Source organism: Pseudarthrobacter defluvii, from assembly GCF_030323865.1.
GTDB lineage: Bacteria > Actinomycetota > Actinomycetes > Actinomycetales > Micrococcaceae > Arthrobacter > Arthrobacter sedimenti.
The window spans coordinates 31,023-45,436 of sequence record NZ_CP066363.1 but is presented as its reverse complement, the minus strand read 5'-3'; the positions used below and the strand labels follow the sequence as shown (position 1 = coordinate 45,436).

Annotated in this window: 14 protein-coding genes and 2 pseudogenes; 6 read left to right on the top strand and 10 right to left on the bottom strand. The window is 61.5% G+C overall.

Annotation, left to right across the window (positions count from 1 at the left end; genetic code table 11):
• Positions 1-84: 84 nt before the first annotated feature.
• Together JCQ34_RS19825 and JCQ34_RS19820 are read left to right on the top strand one after the other, a co-directional pair.
• Positions 85-711 (top strand): ABC transporter ATP-binding protein, encoded by a 627-nt coding sequence (locus tag JCQ34_RS19825; protein WP_350310823.1) that lies wholly within the window; start codon positions 85-87, stop codon positions 709-711.
• Positions 708-2,282 carry an ABC transporter permease gene (locus JCQ34_RS19820; protein ID WP_286404896.1) on the top strand — a complete coding sequence of 525 codons (1,575 nt, stop codon included), beginning with the start codon at positions 708-710 and terminating at the stop codon, positions 2,280-2,282. The genes JCQ34_RS19825 and JCQ34_RS19820 overlap by 4 nt, the downstream gene beginning before the upstream one ends.
• Before the next feature lie 59 nt (positions 2,283-2,341).
• On the opposite strand, the gene JCQ34_RS19815 is transcribed toward JCQ34_RS19820, so the two are convergent.
• The 3 genes and pseudogenes from JCQ34_RS19815 to JCQ34_RS19805 all read right to left on the bottom strand — a co-directional run bounded on the left by JCQ34_RS19815 (position 2,342) and on the right by JCQ34_RS19805 (position 5,416).
• Positions 2,342-3,718, bottom strand: a complete 1,377-nt coding sequence (locus JCQ34_RS19815) for a type II restriction endonuclease (protein WP_286404894.1) — start codon at positions 3,716-3,718, stop codon at positions 2,342-2,344.
• A 630-nt stretch (positions 3,719-4,348) separates the two neighbouring features.
• Positions 4,349-4,631, bottom strand: a pseudogene (locus JCQ34_RS19810) (ATP-binding protein); the annotation flags it as partial.
• 143 nt (positions 4,632-4,774) lie between these two features.
• The gene (locus JCQ34_RS19805) at positions 4,775-5,416 is read right to left on the bottom strand and encodes a general stress protein (RefSeq protein ID WP_286404892.1); all 642 of its coding nucleotides are present in this window, start codon (positions 5,414-5,416) and stop codon (positions 4,775-4,777) included.
• 1,271 nt (positions 5,417-6,687) lie between these two features.
• Here JCQ34_RS19805 and JCQ34_RS19800 point away from each other — a divergent pair.
• Positions 6,688-7,104, top strand: coding sequence for a DUF2690 domain-containing protein (locus JCQ34_RS19800; RefSeq protein ID WP_286404890.1), 417 nt, complete (start codon positions 6,688-6,690; stop codon positions 7,102-7,104).
• Positions 7,105-7,474: 370 nt separating this feature from the next.
• On the opposite strand, the pseudogene JCQ34_RS19795 reads toward JCQ34_RS19800, so the two are convergent.
• The 5 genes and pseudogenes from JCQ34_RS19795 to JCQ34_RS19775 all read right to left on the bottom strand — a co-directional run.
• Positions 7,475-7,921, bottom strand: a pseudogene (locus JCQ34_RS19795) (recombinase family protein); the annotation flags it as partial.
• Positions 7,922-7,981: 60 nt separating this feature from the next.
• Complete coding sequence (locus tag JCQ34_RS19790; RefSeq protein WP_286404889.1) at positions 7,982-8,524, bottom strand: hypothetical protein; 543 nt, start codon at positions 8,522-8,524, stop codon at positions 7,982-7,984.
• Between the two features lie 16 nt (positions 8,525-8,540).
• Positions 8,541-9,173: a hypothetical protein gene (locus tag JCQ34_RS19785; protein ID WP_286404887.1), complete on the bottom strand. Its 633-nt coding sequence runs from the start codon at positions 9,171-9,173 to the stop codon at positions 8,541-8,543.
• 101 nt (positions 9,174-9,274) lie between these two features.
• The gene (locus tag JCQ34_RS19780) at positions 9,275-9,895 is read right to left on the bottom strand and encodes a hypothetical protein (protein ID WP_286404885.1); all 621 of its coding nucleotides are present in this window, start codon (positions 9,893-9,895) and stop codon (positions 9,275-9,277) included.
• Between the two features lie 330 nt (positions 9,896-10,225).
• Entirely contained in the window at positions 10,226-10,528 is a 303-nt protein-coding gene (locus JCQ34_RS19775) for a DUF4193 domain-containing protein (RefSeq protein WP_286404883.1), read from the bottom strand.
• A gap of 218 nt (positions 10,529-10,746) precedes the next feature.
• Here JCQ34_RS19775 and JCQ34_RS19770 point away from each other — a divergent pair, with 218 nt between their 5' ends.
• A complete protein-coding gene (locus JCQ34_RS19770) occupies positions 10,747-11,313 on the top strand; it encodes a recombinase family protein (RefSeq protein WP_286404882.1) in 567 nt (188 codons plus the stop codon).
• Between the two features lie 159 nt (positions 11,314-11,472).
• On the opposite strand, the gene JCQ34_RS19765 is transcribed toward JCQ34_RS19770, so the two are convergent.
• Together JCQ34_RS19765 and JCQ34_RS19760 are read right to left on the bottom strand one after the other, a co-directional pair.
• Positions 11,473-12,180, bottom strand: coding sequence for a hypothetical protein (locus JCQ34_RS19765; protein WP_286404881.1), 708 nt, complete (start codon positions 12,178-12,180; stop codon positions 11,473-11,475).
• A 99-nt stretch (positions 12,181-12,279) separates the two neighbouring features.
• Complete coding sequence (locus JCQ34_RS19760; protein WP_286404880.1) at positions 12,280-12,927, bottom strand: plasmid pRiA4b ORF-3 family protein; 648 nt, start codon at positions 12,925-12,927, stop codon at positions 12,280-12,282.
• Positions 12,928-13,262: 335 nt separating this feature from the next.
• On the opposite strand from JCQ34_RS19760, the gene JCQ34_RS19755 reads away from it, so the two are divergent.
• The gene (locus JCQ34_RS19755; protein WP_286404879.1) at positions 13,263-13,601 is read left to right on the top strand and encodes a YegP family protein; all 339 of its coding nucleotides are present in this window, start codon (positions 13,263-13,265) and stop codon (positions 13,599-13,601) included.
• A 184-nt stretch (positions 13,602-13,785) separates the two neighbouring features.
• The gene (locus JCQ34_RS19750) at positions 13,786-14,331 is read left to right on the top strand and encodes a hypothetical protein (protein ID WP_237430692.1); all 546 of its coding nucleotides are present in this window, start codon (positions 13,786-13,788) and stop codon (positions 14,329-14,331) included.
• Positions 14,332-14,414 lie beyond the last annotated feature (83 nt).

Genomic DNA, 14,414 nt, shown 5'->3' with positions numbered 1-14,414 from the left:
GTCCCCGATGTTCCGGCCTTGGGGTGAACGGAGAAGGTGAGATGGGTGGGTAGCGACTCGTCCCCAGAGGGGGAAGCTGGCCCCGTGCTTGTTGCGAGCGGGATATGTAAGACGTACCGGCAAGGCGTCTGGCCGTTCCGTCGGCGCACCAAGGTGCTCGACGGCGTCTCAGTCTCGCTCGGCCCAGGCGAGGTCGTTGGCCTGGTGGGAGAAAATGGTTCCGGAAAATCCACACTGATGCAGATCATGGTCGGGGCATTGCCAGCCGACACGGGAGCAGTTGACGTCCACGGGTCACTCGGGTTCTGCCCGCAGCGGCCGGTGGTGTTTGAAAGGCTGACATGCGATGAGCACTTCGAGCTGTTCGGCGTTGCCTACGGGATGTCCCGGGATGAGCGGGCTGATGCGCAGCGGCGGCTCTACGAGGAGCTCGACTTCCGTCGGTACGCCCGCGAGCGTGCCGACAGGCTTTCCGGGGGCACCCTCGCCAAGCTGAACCTGGCCCTGGCAATGCTCCCGGACCCCCCGGTGCTGCTGCTCGATGAGCCTTACGCCGGGTTCGATTGGGATACCTATTTACGGTTCTGGGACCTGATGGCCAGAAGACGGGGAGCAGGCCGTTCAATCCTGGTGATCAGCCACTTCATAGCCGACGAGGAGCGGTTCGACCGCATCGTCGAACTCCGGGGCGGAAAGGCGTTCCAGAAGTGAGGGCATTATTAATCCCTATCCGCCGCTTCCTCGTCGAGTACGTCCGGAACCCGGCGAACCTTCTGGTGCTGGTCCTGATCCCCGTCGTGTTCGTGCTGGTTGCAGCCCAACCGATGGCGGACGCCGCGAAACTGCTCGGCGGCACCGGCGTTGCCGTAGAGACCGCGACCGCGGGCTGGGCATCCGGGTTCCTCGCAGCGTTGGCCATGTATTTCCAGACTTGCCAGGCAAACTCCGCTGACCGCCGGCTGGTCCTGGCCGGCCTTCCCGCTGCGAAGCTTGTCATGGCAAGGATGGTGACGGGACTGCTCATCGCCGCACTCGTCTCGGCCGCGGCCCTGTCCACACTTTTCCTGCGGGGCCAGGTCGACGACCCGGCCCGGGTCATCGCAGGGACACTGATGTTCGCGGTCATCTACGTCGGGATCGGCACCGCAGTCGGTTCCCTCCTCAAAGACCAGGTCAACGGCACGGTGGTGATCCTTCTCGTGTGGATCTTGGATGTTTTTTTCGGCCCTGCCCTTACCTCGCCTGACCGGGCAGAGATCACCCGGTGGATGCCGACCCATTACGTGACGCTGTGGATGGTGGACCTACCCTCCGGCCATGGCGGGTACCTGGGCGACCTGGGACTGTCACTGGTATGGGTCATCGCGGCAGTGGTGGGCAGCGGACTGCTCCTCACCCATGAGGTAAGTGCGCATCGGCGGCCGAACGCAGCTTCGCGGCCTGGGCGGGTGGCGCAGGCCGCTGAGAGCTTCCGGATGGGCCTGCGGCAGTACCGGCGCAACCCTGCCCTGTGGCTGCTGTTGGTGACCGTGCCCATTATTTTCATCTTGTTGTCCAAGACCATCACCAAAGAGCAGTACTCAGTGATGCGCGTGCTGGAAGACGGCAGGGAAGTGGACGTACGGGTCTGGCTGCCCGAAACCCATGCAGGGACCATGGCGCCCATCGCGGTCGCCTCACTCGCCACGGTCGCCGGTCTTTTCATTGCCCTGAACAACCGCGAAGGAGACAAGAGGCTTGTCCTGTCCGGGATGCACCGCTCCACGCTGCTGACAGGACGGTTTGGTGAAGTCGCCGTGTCGGTCATCGTCATCTGTGCCGCGTCCCTCGCGGTCACGGCCCTGGTTTTCCCCGCCAGGCAGTGGCCCGGCTTCATCGGCGGAACGTTGCTCATGGGAGCGGTCTATGCCTTGCTGGGTATGTGTCTTGGCTTCATTCTCGGACGCGTGACCGGTGTGCTGATCGCCTTTGTTGTACCGTTCCTGGACCTGGGCATTACACAGAGCCCCATGCTCCGACCCGTCCCTCCCGAGTTGGCATCCCTCCTTCCAGGCTATGGCCCGTACCGGGTCCTCATCGACACCGGTCTTAGTGACAAATTCGACGACGTCGCGGGACTGCTCATCGGCCTGATCTGGGTTTCCGGGCTCAGCATCGCTGTCGTGACGATATTCGTTGCGCGCACGGGCACCGCACGTCATCACAGACTTACTGCCGGCATGCCTGAGCCACGCCGCCAAACCCTAGTCACGGGCAATCCAAAAGAGAGCGGTGCCCGGTGACGTCTTTTCCGGTCCTGCCAGCCGTGGCTCCTATCCGGTCATCACCGGCGTGACTCCACTCAGGTGAGCTTCCGGGCGAGCTGTTCGATGGGGTGCAGTCCGCGACCAAAGCGGGAGATAGGCTCGCGATGCTGCTCCAGTTCGCTGTAGGGAAGATAGCGGACGTGCAAATCCGCTACCCGGCTGAACGCCGGCCTGACCAACTGCGCCCGGACATCCTCCTCGCGTTTGTCCGGAGCGACCAGGTAGAGAGCCTGTAAAGCTCCGCTCTCGCCCGAGAGTGCGAGATCCAGCATCCTCACGATCCCGGAGTAGATGGACGTGCTGTGCTCGACTTCGAAAGCGGCCGATACGTGGCCGTCCTCCAGCCAGAGGACATCAATCAGGCGGACGGCGTCCGCTGCGGCCAGGGACGTGAGAGCCCCAGGCAGGGTGGTGAGGCAGCCGTCGGCCAGCCGGCCACCCCCGTAAGGCCGGCCGCGGTCGTTGCTGGCGATCCAGACATCGAACCCAAGTGCGAGTCCCAGATCCCGGAGCCAGCCCTGCACTTCGGTGTGGGTTAAGTCTTCCCGCTCCGCGGCGGCTATCGCCTTGTCCGCCTTTGCCTCACCACGGACACGGGTGAGCTCGGCGTGCCACTCTGACAGCCCGGCTTCAGGCAGTCCGGGCCGCGGGGGTGCAGGGTACCGACCAGTCCCGATGTCGAAAAGGAGACCGGCTATGGCGCCCAAATCGTTCGAGAGCAAATCCCGGAAGCGTTCATTAATGCTGATGATGCCTTGCCGCATCGCAAGGTATTCGTCCCAGCTGCCAAGCTTGACTCTGCCGCCCGTGAGCTCGTTGTAGCCGCGGACGATTGCGGTGTTGAACGGCGGCATGAGAGTTGGGTGCAGGAAGTACAGCAGGTTGGCTGCCGCAGGGCCCATGCCCTTGACCTTGCGCTTCGCGAAAGCCTGGACCGCGGACAATAATGGCGCTTCCCCTGTACAGCATCTGCAGGCCTCCAGCATTCGGCCAAACGCAAGTTGATTCTCCCGGTCCTCATAGATGTCCGGGATTCGCAGTTTCGGCTTCCACAAAAAGGCATGATCGGCTCCCTTGAAGATCTGGCGCTGCTCGGCAACTCCGTGTACCACCGTCTCCAGCGAAGACCCTTTATAGGCTGTCCCGAAACTGCCTGCTTCGATTTCCGCACTTACCTGTTCAATGCCTCGACGCAAGGACCGAAAGTTCTTGATCCGCTCAGGCCAGAGGAACCACGTTCGGTACGTGCCGGACGGATCATCGCGCCAGCGTGAAATGAGTCCACGGGCAGCAGACTCTTCAAAAGGAACACAAGGGCCGGCGTTGGCCTCTGAATCGACGGTCACCGCACGATTATCCTGTCCAACCGAGCGCTCGGGAGAAAGGCGCGCGAAGGGTTTCAACTTCTTCATCCTTTTGGTGTTTGACGCCCGCGATCTTTTGTGGGCTCTTCGTGGTTGCGCGGGAATGGCCTGCTGGGATGAGCGTCGCGCTGCTGTCTGAGCGGCGCTCCTGAGCAGGATACGCGATCGGTAATTCTCGACGTTGCCGAACCCGAGGCCGGTGCCCCTCAGCACCACACTGCACCGGCGACCCGGACGTCGCGGAGCCGCTGGAGCCGGCGGTCCTTCCCGCCTTCGGAGACGACACCGCAGGCCGGGCAGCCTGGCACGGCCGTGGACTCGACCGCGATCCGGCGGACGACGGCGGAGACTATGGCGGAGGGGACGCGGTATCCGGCAGGTTGAAGATCACCGTGGCAGTGCAGGGCCGCCCCGTCGTAGGCTCGATCAAGGCTCGTGGGAATCTGTTCCCGACGAATGGCTAGACATCAATCATCCAACAGGGCCACGAGCCCCTTCACGCCTTACGGCACGAGTCCACTTCCCGACGAACCGTGGAGAGCCCTGTCAATGACCATTGGTTCCAGACCACGGCCGGCCAGCTAATCGCCCCGCCGGTGGCCAGTAAAACTGCCCGGTATCCCCACCAGATCTGCCCACTGAGGGTTTTCGGCGGTGTTGGCCAGCGTTGGGGGTTTGTTAGTTCAGTTGGGTTAGTCCCTTCCCGGCCAGGGCTTGGGTGAGTCGGATGGAGTCGCCGCTGGGTTAGCATACGTTGGCGTGGTGCAGGAGCTGGTCCACCGTTGCCGTGGCCAAGGTTTTGGACATCAGCTCATCAAATCCGGCGGGATGCAGGTTCGAGCTGATGGCCCACGGAGCGCTCCTCGTAGGCGGCGTCCACGACCCGGTAGAGTCCGTCGGTGGCGTCGGTGGCGTCGGTGGCGTCGGTGGCGTCGGTGGCTGCGGGGAGCAGGCCGATGTTTCGGTCCCCACGAGTTCCGCGACGGATTCTGGCCCCGCCCCTGAGGTTCGCGTGTATCGCTAAGTGGGCCCCGTCCGCAGCAAGGGGGTGGGCTGCCTGCTGGGCGCCTGCCCGCCGGCCTCGATCCAGCCGCGGGAGACGCCTCAGACTTGGCCGTCATCCCCGCTGGACGGGGGCAGCCTGACCCCGTATTCCGGCCGCCCGTCCGGCAAGTCGTGGCGGTGGTCCTCGCCCTGGTTCGGGTGCTGCCGCTGCACATGCTCGGGCGTGTCCTGCCGGTAGCCGTCCGGAGAGTGTTGCTGGAGCAACCGCTTGGCCTCAGCCGCAGCCTCCTGGTCGATGATGACTTCGTATCCGGAGGCGACCACGGCATAGGTGGAGGCGAAGTCGTGCTTTCCCCGGCGCATGGCGTAGCCGATGACTCCGAAGAGCATCCAGAAGGCTGCCCCGAGCAACACGGAGCTGAACAGGGGGAATCCGCTCTGGTCTGCGGAGCTGCCGAAGAGGGAGAGCAGGATGCCGATCAGCAGCCCGAACCACATCCCGGAGACGGCGCTGCTGAGTGCAACCTTGGGGTAGCTCAGCGGGGCGACGACGCGTTCGACGAGCTTGAGGTCCTTCCCAATAATGGAGACGTGCTCGACGGCGAAGCCCTGGTCGGCGAGCAGGTCTACGGCGGCCTGCGCTTCCGGGTACGTGGCGTAGGAGCCAGCGGTGACGCCGCGGGGCAGTTCGGCACTCTGCGGGCCCTGGGCCATGTCGGCCCACGAGGAGTGCATGCTCATTCGGGTTTCCTTCCGTTAGGAGTGTCGCCGGCGATTAGTAGGGGCGGGGCCGGGCGGAACGGGGATGAGGGAATCATGGCGACAGGCTACCAACGGGGGACAGGGGGGCGGATAGGGGCTAACGTCACCGCCAGGACGTGATCTGCCTCACCCAGATGACAGGCCGCGTATCTCCCCCTTCGAAGCGTGGTGCAGAGGGAGTTCCGGACGAGGTGGTGGAGATGTGGAGCAGGAGCGCAGGTGAAATAGCGGCGGGCCTGTTGATCCTTAGCTACGGACGCGCCGTGACGTGTGGCCTTGCCGCCGCGATTGCATTCCTGATCCTCATTACGCCATTGGATGTCTGGACCCTGCCGAACCCTTTGATGGCGATCGGGCTGGCGAGGTTGCTGGCAAAGGATTTCCCCCGTTCCCTGTGGCATCGGCGGACCCAGTCGGCCACCACCTAGGGCGTCGTTGGGGTTACCAGTTACGCCGAACTGCGCGGGTCCGGGCAGTGTTGGCATGGAACGCCGCGCCGGAGGCCAGGAAAGGGACCGTGGTTGCCAGTGCCAGCCCCACCGACAGGCGGCGGGCTCGTCCGGCCATCCCGAGAGTCGTAGAGCCAGGAGTGCCTGGTTCGAAGGGTGCCTTCACAGGATCAACGGCGCGTTACCAAGGGGGCGAACCCATCGGGCGTGCGCAAACACCGCACGGCAAGCAACGTGTGGCTAGTTCAGCAACCCACTTCTACTCGTCTCACTCAAACGCCGATAATTGTGATTCTGTAAAGCTGGGAGAGTGTGGTGACGTCCATGGGACGTTCGGAAACCGCCCCGTGGGTGTCACCACCGTGGGTGAGCTCAGATCACAGGCCCACACGGGGCTGAGTCAAAAGTCGGGGGCGATTCAGCCCCATGACTGTTCAGCACGGCACCAGCAGTGATGCGGCTAAAGAAGTGGATAACGAGTTGGCCCTAGCCGTTGAAGAAGTTTAATTAAGTGTGAAAAGTTGAGACATGCCGCAGCGGGTTCTTCTTAGACTGAAACATTGGATGGCCAAATTTTCGGCATGGCTGCGCTCTGTTGCGACTTGGAAGAAAGCGCTTGCGGCTCTTGCGGCAATAGCTGCGTTCGCGGTCGGGTTCGCGGCTTTCAGCAATTCAGTCTCAGGCACAATAAAGAACGTTTGTGACTTGAAATGGGTACCCTGCGCGGCAAGCCCTCCATCTCCAGATCCATCACCGCAAACGTTGACTCCTCAACCCACACTCCCCGCGGGGACAACTCCCATGGAGCTGGCGAAATACTGGGACGGAACGAATCCCACTGCCTGCGCCCAAGCGGGCAATGCCACCATCGACACAAAGACCATTGCCCGGACAGGTACGGACACGCTGCTGGCAACAGTGGAAATAAAGCATTCACCCAAGTGCCACACGACTTGGGTGCGGGTAACCAACACCCTCGAAGGAGCCACTGTAGCCAAGAAACTTGAACGCCAGTCTGACGGCGCTCTTCCAGCATTCGAGCGAGAAGATAAAGACCTGAGCAAAGACTTTGAAATAGTAGGGAATAACATCTCGTTCAGCATGCAGGTCTACGCGCCGAGTTGCGTTGTGGCTTCGGTCCAAATAGTTGATGCTTCCGGCGCCATAGCAGGCAGCCTTCCCTCACAGTCTTTCTGCTCACCGTCTCCGCCCGCATGATCGGAGTTCCATCTCTGCATGGGTAGGAGAGAGCTGCACATGGGGTTTCTTTCATCGCGAGCGGAATTTGCTGGAATGGAGCCTAAGGCCGCTCCCAGCGGAGTCAGCGCAAACGCCGCTAACCGTCGTTCGTAAAGCTGGGGGGACTAGAGGCGTCCCACGAGCATCCTGGATTCGGGATTAGCTTCACCTCGCCCCCAGGGGCACATAGGAGAACCCACGCCGCCATTCCATAACGAAGGTGGAGATGTCCGGCGTCAGTCCTGCCGTCCGGGAGTTGGGAAACTCCAGCCGAATAGCGGCTGGCCGAAGTTCCACGATTAAGGCTGCGAAAACCCCAAAAATTAGCTGGGAACGCCGGGGGAGGGGCCTACTTCAACGCCGCCTGGCGGAGGTACTGGTAGACCGTTTCCCTGCTGATTCCGTAATCGCGGGCAAGGACGGCTTTTGGAATGCCGCGTTCGGCGCCCTGGACCAGCTTGGCCGCCCGTTCCGGCGTAAGAATCTTCTTCCGCCCGTTGTAGGCGCCTCGCCGCCTGGCCAGGGCGGTTCCTTCGCGCTGTCATTCCCTGATCAGGGACCGCGCAAACTCAGCGAAGGCGGCCATGACCGACAGCATGAGGTTAGCCATGGGGGAGTCCTCGCCCGTAAAGACGAGCTGTTCCCTAAGGAACTCCACCCGTACATCTCGTCTCGTGAGGCCTTGCACCAGGCCGCGGAGGTCATCGAGGTTGCGGGCGAGCCGGTACATGCTGTGCACGACCACGGTGTCCCCGTTGTTGCGGACGAAGCGTAGCATCTCGGGCCGTACGTGATCACCCTTCGCAAGATTGTGTGAAAGGGACTTACAGCCGCCGCGTCCCATGCAGATGCAGGGCTACTGGCTTGCCTGCAGAGCGTCCTCGTGGGCTTGGGCATCGCTGCCCGCGCCGTTGTCGTCCTGTTCCTCGTGGTAGGGCCATTCATTGCGCTTCATGAAGCCCAAGACCACGGGAGGCAAACCCAAGGCAGCGGTCAGCTGGGTGATCGACTGCCTTACGTAGGGGTAGGCAATAAAGTAGGCATTGGTCTCGATAAAAGCCCCTATGGCGTCAGCGCTGACTTCAAGTTCCTGTAGCACCTTGAAGGCCACAATGTGGTGGAGGCGCAAGTCAGTCGGAGCATCGGGCGCAGACTCAAGGAAGCAGCTCACCTTGTGTTCAAGGCGAACCATAAGGACGTCACTTTCTTCGATGTAAGCAAACCCCGGTTGTCCGCGCTCAAGTTTAACCTGCATCTCGCTCGCCGCCGCCTGAACCGGGCCAGCGTGCACCTCGTCCAGCCGGACCTCAATCGGTTCCGTCGCTTGGACGATCTGGGATACGTCAGAGGGAACGACGGGCGCATCCATCTCTTCTGCGCGAATTCGCAGTAAGGTCACGATTTCTCCGTTCGGTCTAAGGTGTACGGGGGGCCGCCCCCACGAGCTCGCGAGAACTTCCCGCGAACTCTTGGGCACGGCCGCCCGCGGAAACGCGAACAGCCGGCTGAACTGCTTGGAATATGGGTTTTTGAGTGTTGGGCATCTTGGATGCTGTCTGGTGCCACAAAACGCTCGTGTGATCCGGGTTCTTCATGATGCAGTTTTCAATCTGCGTCATGAGTTCCAAGCTCGGTAGATCCTGCTCCATGTCCAGGGCGCGGGTGTGTTCCAACCACTGAACGACTTGAGTCCATGCCCACACCTTCATGGAACCAGCGCCGATGTAGTCAAACGGCGTGGGAAAATCAGCCGATAGGCTCCACTTGCGGGCACCCTCACGGCTGACACCTGCACGCAGGGCGATATCGGTAGTGCCGACAAGGTCGCGGTAGACGCCGACAACCTTCAAGCCATCGATAGCTGATTCCACGCGGCGAACAATGGCAACCGTTTCAGTGATTGCATCCTCGCGGTCAACAAAAACGGTAAGCGTGGTCAGGCCGTCTGCCTGATCCCACGATAAATCTGGGAATTCCTTGGCGATAATAGCGTCGACGGATTGGTCGAATATATCCACACCTTGGACGCGAAGTGTCACCTCGATCATGCAAGATCCCCCTCCTAGGTTATGTATTGACTATCGCACAGGAGGTTGGCAAGTGCCAACTCTTTTAGCTCAACGAAGTACTCGTCTTTGCTTTGCCACGACTACTTAGATAGGCGCCTTTGCAGTGCTGTGACCCGCTGACGCAACTCTTCAGTCCGTTCACGCAGGGCAATTACACGCTCATGACCTGGCGGAAGGTCCCTCAGTGTCAGCCTAGCGGTCCGCACGTGGCTTGAGGCCTCTCCTGCAAGCTTAGACGCCCCCTCTGTGACGTCATTAGGAGGAACGCTGCTCAATGCCTCTTCGGCTTGCTCCAACTTGTCCGCGGCCGCATCGAATACTTCCTCCGCGTGGGTGAGATTTTCCTCAGCGAGACCCAGCATCTCAAGGGCATATGCCATCGAGTTCTCGGCTTCTGCCCGGTCCGTGAGCGCCTCCGCGGAGCGAATAAGCTTTTGGGCCTTGTCCAGGTGGATTTCCACCTGGTCGAGGGGTTCGGCAATGTTCTGGTGCTCGCAGTTGCGGATGGTGTGCCGTTTGCTTCGCGCGACGTTCTCAGTAGACCGGGCGGTCATGTACACCGAGAACTCATGTACCTTGCCTGGGCACATGAGGTGCATGCCACCGTGGTCGGAATTTTTTTTGCTGCTCCATCCGTATTTCCGAGCCATGTCCAGGGTTTCCTGCCACTCCGGATTGTGGTGTGACCACTCGTCACTCAAGAGAACCCCCGTATTCCACAGCCAACCTGACCGATATCCTCCACCAATTTTGGCATACCGGTGCGACAATCATGGGGGTGATGCCACGCAAGTCGATGGGCGGACCCTGCAGGGGGTCATGCCCGCCTGCTCGACGTGCTTAAGTGATTGGCTTCGTGATCCCTCACCGGCAGGTAAAAACGGGGCCTCTTCGTGTATCTCCCCCCGCGGATGATGAACCGCCGATAACGGACGTTATGTAAAGCTGAAGGCTGCGTATTGCGTCGGATGCATCATTTCTGGCCTAAGTAAGGGGTTGCAGCCTGCGGGGCCTGACCGGATTCGGGCTCGTCAGCCCTCGCACTCGATGCAGTAGGACTGGCCGTTGGTTTCGCGGGCCAGCTGGGACCGGTGCCGGACCAGGAAGCAGGATGAGCAGGTGAACTCGTCCGCGCCCTGCGGGATGACCTGGACGATGAGTTCCTCGGCGACGATTTCCCCGCCCGGGGTAAGCCCTTCGTCCAGGGCGTCGGCTTCGTCCAGTTCGGTGACAACGCTGCGGGCATCCGGGGCGCTGGCGGATTTCAGTGCCTCCAGGGAGCTGTCCTGGGATTCCTTGACGTCGGAACGGACTTCGTCGTAATCGGTAGCCACGGTAGGCGGTTCTCATTTCACTCTGTGGCCGGGGCTTTCCCGACCAGGGTGCAACGTACACCATGTCGGGCTTGTTCCCGTACGGCAACAACCGGGCTCCCAGGAGAGCCCGGTTGTTGACCTTGCGTGTTGTGGACGATGCCGGGCTGCGGAGCGTCTTGACGTGTTCGTTAGGGACGCTGACACTCGTTCTCACAGGTCGAGCATTGGAGGTCGCCGTGAAGGGTCAGCGCATCGGCTATGTGCGGGTGAGTACCGTGGATCAGAATGGGCTCCGCCAGCTCGATGGCCATATCCTGGACCGGGTTTTCACCGACAAGGCTTCCGGCCGGGACACCGCTCGGCCGCAGCTAACGGAGCTGCTGCGGTTCGTCCGCGACGGGGACGCCGTGGTCGTACACAGCATGGACCGGCTCGCCCGAAACCTCGATGACCTGCGCGCCCTGGTGCAGAGCCTCACCAAGCGAGGGGTGCGGGTGGAGTTCCTCAAGGAACAGCTCGTCTTCACCGGCGAGGACTCCCCCATGGCCAACCTCATGCTTTCCGTCATGGGCGCCTTTGCCGAATTTGAGCGCTCCCTCATCAGGGAACGCCAACGCGAGGGCATCGCGCTGGCCAAGCAACGTGGCGCGTATAAAGGGCGGAAAAAGACCCTGACGCCGGAACGGGCGGCAGAGCTGGTTCAGCGCGCCGACAGCGGCATCCCGAAGGTCGTCCTCGCCCGTGACTACGGAATCAGCAGGGAAACGGTCTACCAGTACCTCCGCCAAGCGGCCTTGAAGTAACCCACTTCCCCTCCCCCGGCATTCCCAGCCAACCCCAAGGTTCACCCTGCAGGGTTATGCATGGAACTTCGGCCAACCGCTATTTGGCCGAAGTTTCGCCACTTCCAGGGCCTGCAACCGGCGCCATCATCTGCGCCCGACCCACCGTGCGTGACGGCGTCAGCGTGCGAAGGGCGGGACGGAGGCGTCGTTGAACGGCTCAAACCAGTCCTGAACGTTCATGGGTGCAAAGCCCAGCTGCATGTTCAGCTCGACGTCATTTTCGAAACCGTCCATGGCGTTCTGGTACAGCAGTTCGCTGTCCATGTCCTCGAACAATCGCTCTTCGAGCATGCCCCGCCAGTCGTCCGCCAAGTCCAGATCGTAAGAATCCTGAATGACTTCGACCTGGTCAAGAAGGCAGCGCAGCGCCAGCTCCTGCGCCACGCAGGAAGGGCGGTCCCATCCCCGCACCAACGCCCCGGTCATGTCCGCGGCAACCACGAGAAACCTCTGAACAAAGCCAACATCGTATTTATGAGCGAGCCTTGGCGGAAGCCCGGACAGGACAAAAGTATTAGCGATGTCCTCGCGGTCAATTAAGTGAAGCTTTCTCAGGCCGGCCAGATCCTCAAAAAGCTGATCGATCAGGACGACAGAGGCCTCCCATAAAGCACCGGCCAGCAGTCTTGCCTGAAACAGGCTTCTGTCCCGAACTTTCGGGGTGATCGAGTCCATCCACTCGATGTCATCGGGGCAAAGCAGGCTGCGCCGCTCCGCCGTCAGATCCTCCAACCGCGGTTCAAACCCCAGCTGCTCCAAGCTCAGACCTGTCAGCCCCTCCCCTACCCTCAGGGCGCGCTCGACGTAGTTATCTTCATGGCTCATGCCCCGATGCTACCGGCGTGCAACCAGCCCTCCCTGCTGAGGGCCGGCTGAAGCATCGATGCGTGCTGAACGCCTTGACCGAATCGCGGTTAGCTGTGTTTAGGAGGCTTGAACCTGGGTGGCCAGCGCTTGGTTCAAAGCCGGGATATCCAGGAAGGCGGGGTCATAAGGTTCTGTTGAGCCGGTGGTGTCTGCGACCCATTCTGCGTGCTCTGCGTGGTCTGGATGGTTCGGGTCGGCCAGGGCCTCTAGGATCTCTTCGTACCCTGGGAATCCTCCGGAGTCTTCCAGCGGGCCGCGGCGGGCACCGTCGAGAACTCGGGCCGGCGGCGTGTCTTCGCTCGTCGAGTGTTGCGAAACCAGCTCAAGCCTGTGCAGCCAGCTGTCGCCGAAATCGTATTCATAAAAGGCCGCGCCATCGCCCAGCGCCAGCAGTTGAGCAAGGGTTAGATCTTCCTCTGGCCTGTCGTCCGGTTCGTCGCACTCTTGCCGGGGAAGCCATTGCGGCGTCTCTGGAATGTTCCCATCCACCGGCCGCAGCGGCGCGAAGGGGTCATCCGCTGTAAACCTGTGCAGGTGGAGGTCCTCCCAGCCAAAGGCAATTTGCAGGATCTTGTGGAGCCGATCGAGAGTAAAGGAGCCCCAGACCTCAAGCTGGCGCCAGATTTGTGGGTCGATGTCGACCAGCTCCACGCGGACCTCCAGCATCAACTCTGGTTTCGCACTTATCACGGCAGCAGCGTTCATGCAGGCCATTCTTTCAGTCTCCGCATTCGTGCCTCGGACACGAGGCATCGCCCATGCTGTGGAATTCCAGCCGTACAGTACGTCGGCTATCAGCGTCGCATTCGGTCCGGTAGAAGTTGGTGCCTATGGACTGCTCCCGAGAGGAGGATCACTTCGGCTGGATAACAGGCGAAACCTTGCGCCGACAGGCGTCCCTGCGAAAGACTCGGGGAACGCAGGCTGAATTGATGAAAATTTGGAGCGGGATACACCTCGAAAAGCGCAGGCAAAGATGCCTTGTGCCTACTGGCAGCAAGGACGCAGCCCTCGGGATCCCGCAAACCGAAAGGATCGCAATGGCAGGAATGTTCGAACTGTTTATCGATGCAGAATCAGCCTTCAGGTTCCGACTCACAGCCCCGGACGGGACCATCATGGCCGTCTCCAAGCCCTTCGACACTAAGACCGACGCCGTGGCCGGCATCGCCGCCGTCCGCGAGTACGCCGGAATGGGACTGATTACCGACCACTCGACAACGACCACCAATTCCGTACCGCCCCAGATCCGCGATGACCCCGCCGCGACGACCGACTCCCTACGGGCCCCAAAGATCGACTTCCACGCGCGCGCCAGGGCGGTTCGCAGGGCCGTCTCGGGCCCCCGCTGGGCCGGGGCGATACACAACCTCTCCTGAAGGCCGGAGAGGGCTCCCACTGCCCCTCTTCTGCCAGCTTTACAGAATCTTCATTATCGGCTCTTGGAAAACAGGCGTGTTCGACGTTGTCGGCGGCGCCCTGCGCGTCCTCCGCTGACCTGTTATGACTCTGGGGCCCGGGGATCAAAGGATGCCCGGGCCCCGGCCACACTGAAGGAACAGCATGACCCGCAAACCACAACTTCTCCTGCTCGCCGGTCTGCTCGTTGCGGCCCTGGCCGTGGTTGCCGCTGTCGGTCTGCAGAACCCTGCGGGACCCACCCAGGTTTCCGCGGCTGAAAGCGTTCCGATGGCCGCCGCCGCAAAGACATCCTTCCCTGGACTTGCGGCCGCCACCGAAGATGAACCGGACTTGACTGGTCTCCACACCACTGCCCCGATCAAAGGCCAGATCGTCCAGGTCGCCGGGCCGTTTGATGACAGATTCGTCTTGAAAGACCTGGCCTTCGACGGATCAGCAGCTATGGGTACGGTCACGGTAACCAATGACGTCAGCGATCTTCTTGAGCTGCAGGTGCTGGCAGGGTTCTACGACGAAAAAGGCGCCCTCCTCGTCACGGACCGAATTATCCGTGACATGCGCAGCGAAGGTCAGAACCATCCCCGGTCCGCGGAGGAACGTGAAGAGTTCATCATCCGGGTACCTCCGGAATTTCAAGGCAAAGCAGTGTCCGCCGCTGTCGGAGTTCCCGTCCTGGTGAACGAATAGCCCTCAACGTGAGGCGTGGAGTGCTGGGAGGCTAGCCGAAAGTATTGAAGTGCAGCCACGATTCTGTCCCTTGTCCTGTCAGC

Bases quoted from the DNA above. Each gene is read 5' to 3' on its own strand.
- JCQ34_RS19765 (WP_286404881.1), bottom strand. From the start codon at position 12,180: ATGAGCCATGAAGATAACTACGTCGAGCGCGCCCTGAGGGTAGGGGAG.
- JCQ34_RS19800 (WP_286404890.1), top strand. From the start codon at position 6,688: ATGGAGCTGGCGAAATACTGGGACGGAACGAATCCCACTGCCTGCGCC.
- JCQ34_RS19815 (WP_286404894.1), bottom strand. From the start codon at position 3,718: ATGAAGAAGTTGAAACCCTTCGCGCGCCTTTCTCCCGAGCGCTCGGTT.
- JCQ34_RS19760 (WP_286404880.1), bottom strand. From the start codon at position 12,927: ATGAACGCTGCTGCCGTGATAAGTGCGAAACCAGAGTTGATGCTGGAG.
- JCQ34_RS19755 (WP_286404879.1), top strand. From the start codon at position 13,263: ATGGCAGGAATGTTCGAACTGTTTATCGATGCAGAATCAGCCTTCAGG.
- JCQ34_RS19750 (WP_237430692.1), top strand. From the start codon at position 13,786: ATGACCCGCAAACCACAACTTCTCCTGCTCGCCGGTCTGCTCGTTGCG.
- JCQ34_RS19785 (WP_286404887.1), bottom strand. From the start codon at position 9,173: ATGATCGAGGTGACACTTCGCGTCCAAGGTGTGGATATATTCGACCAA.
- JCQ34_RS19805 (WP_286404892.1), bottom strand. From the start codon at position 5,416: ATGAGCATGCACTCCTCGTGGGCCGACATGGCCCAGGGCCCGCAGAGT.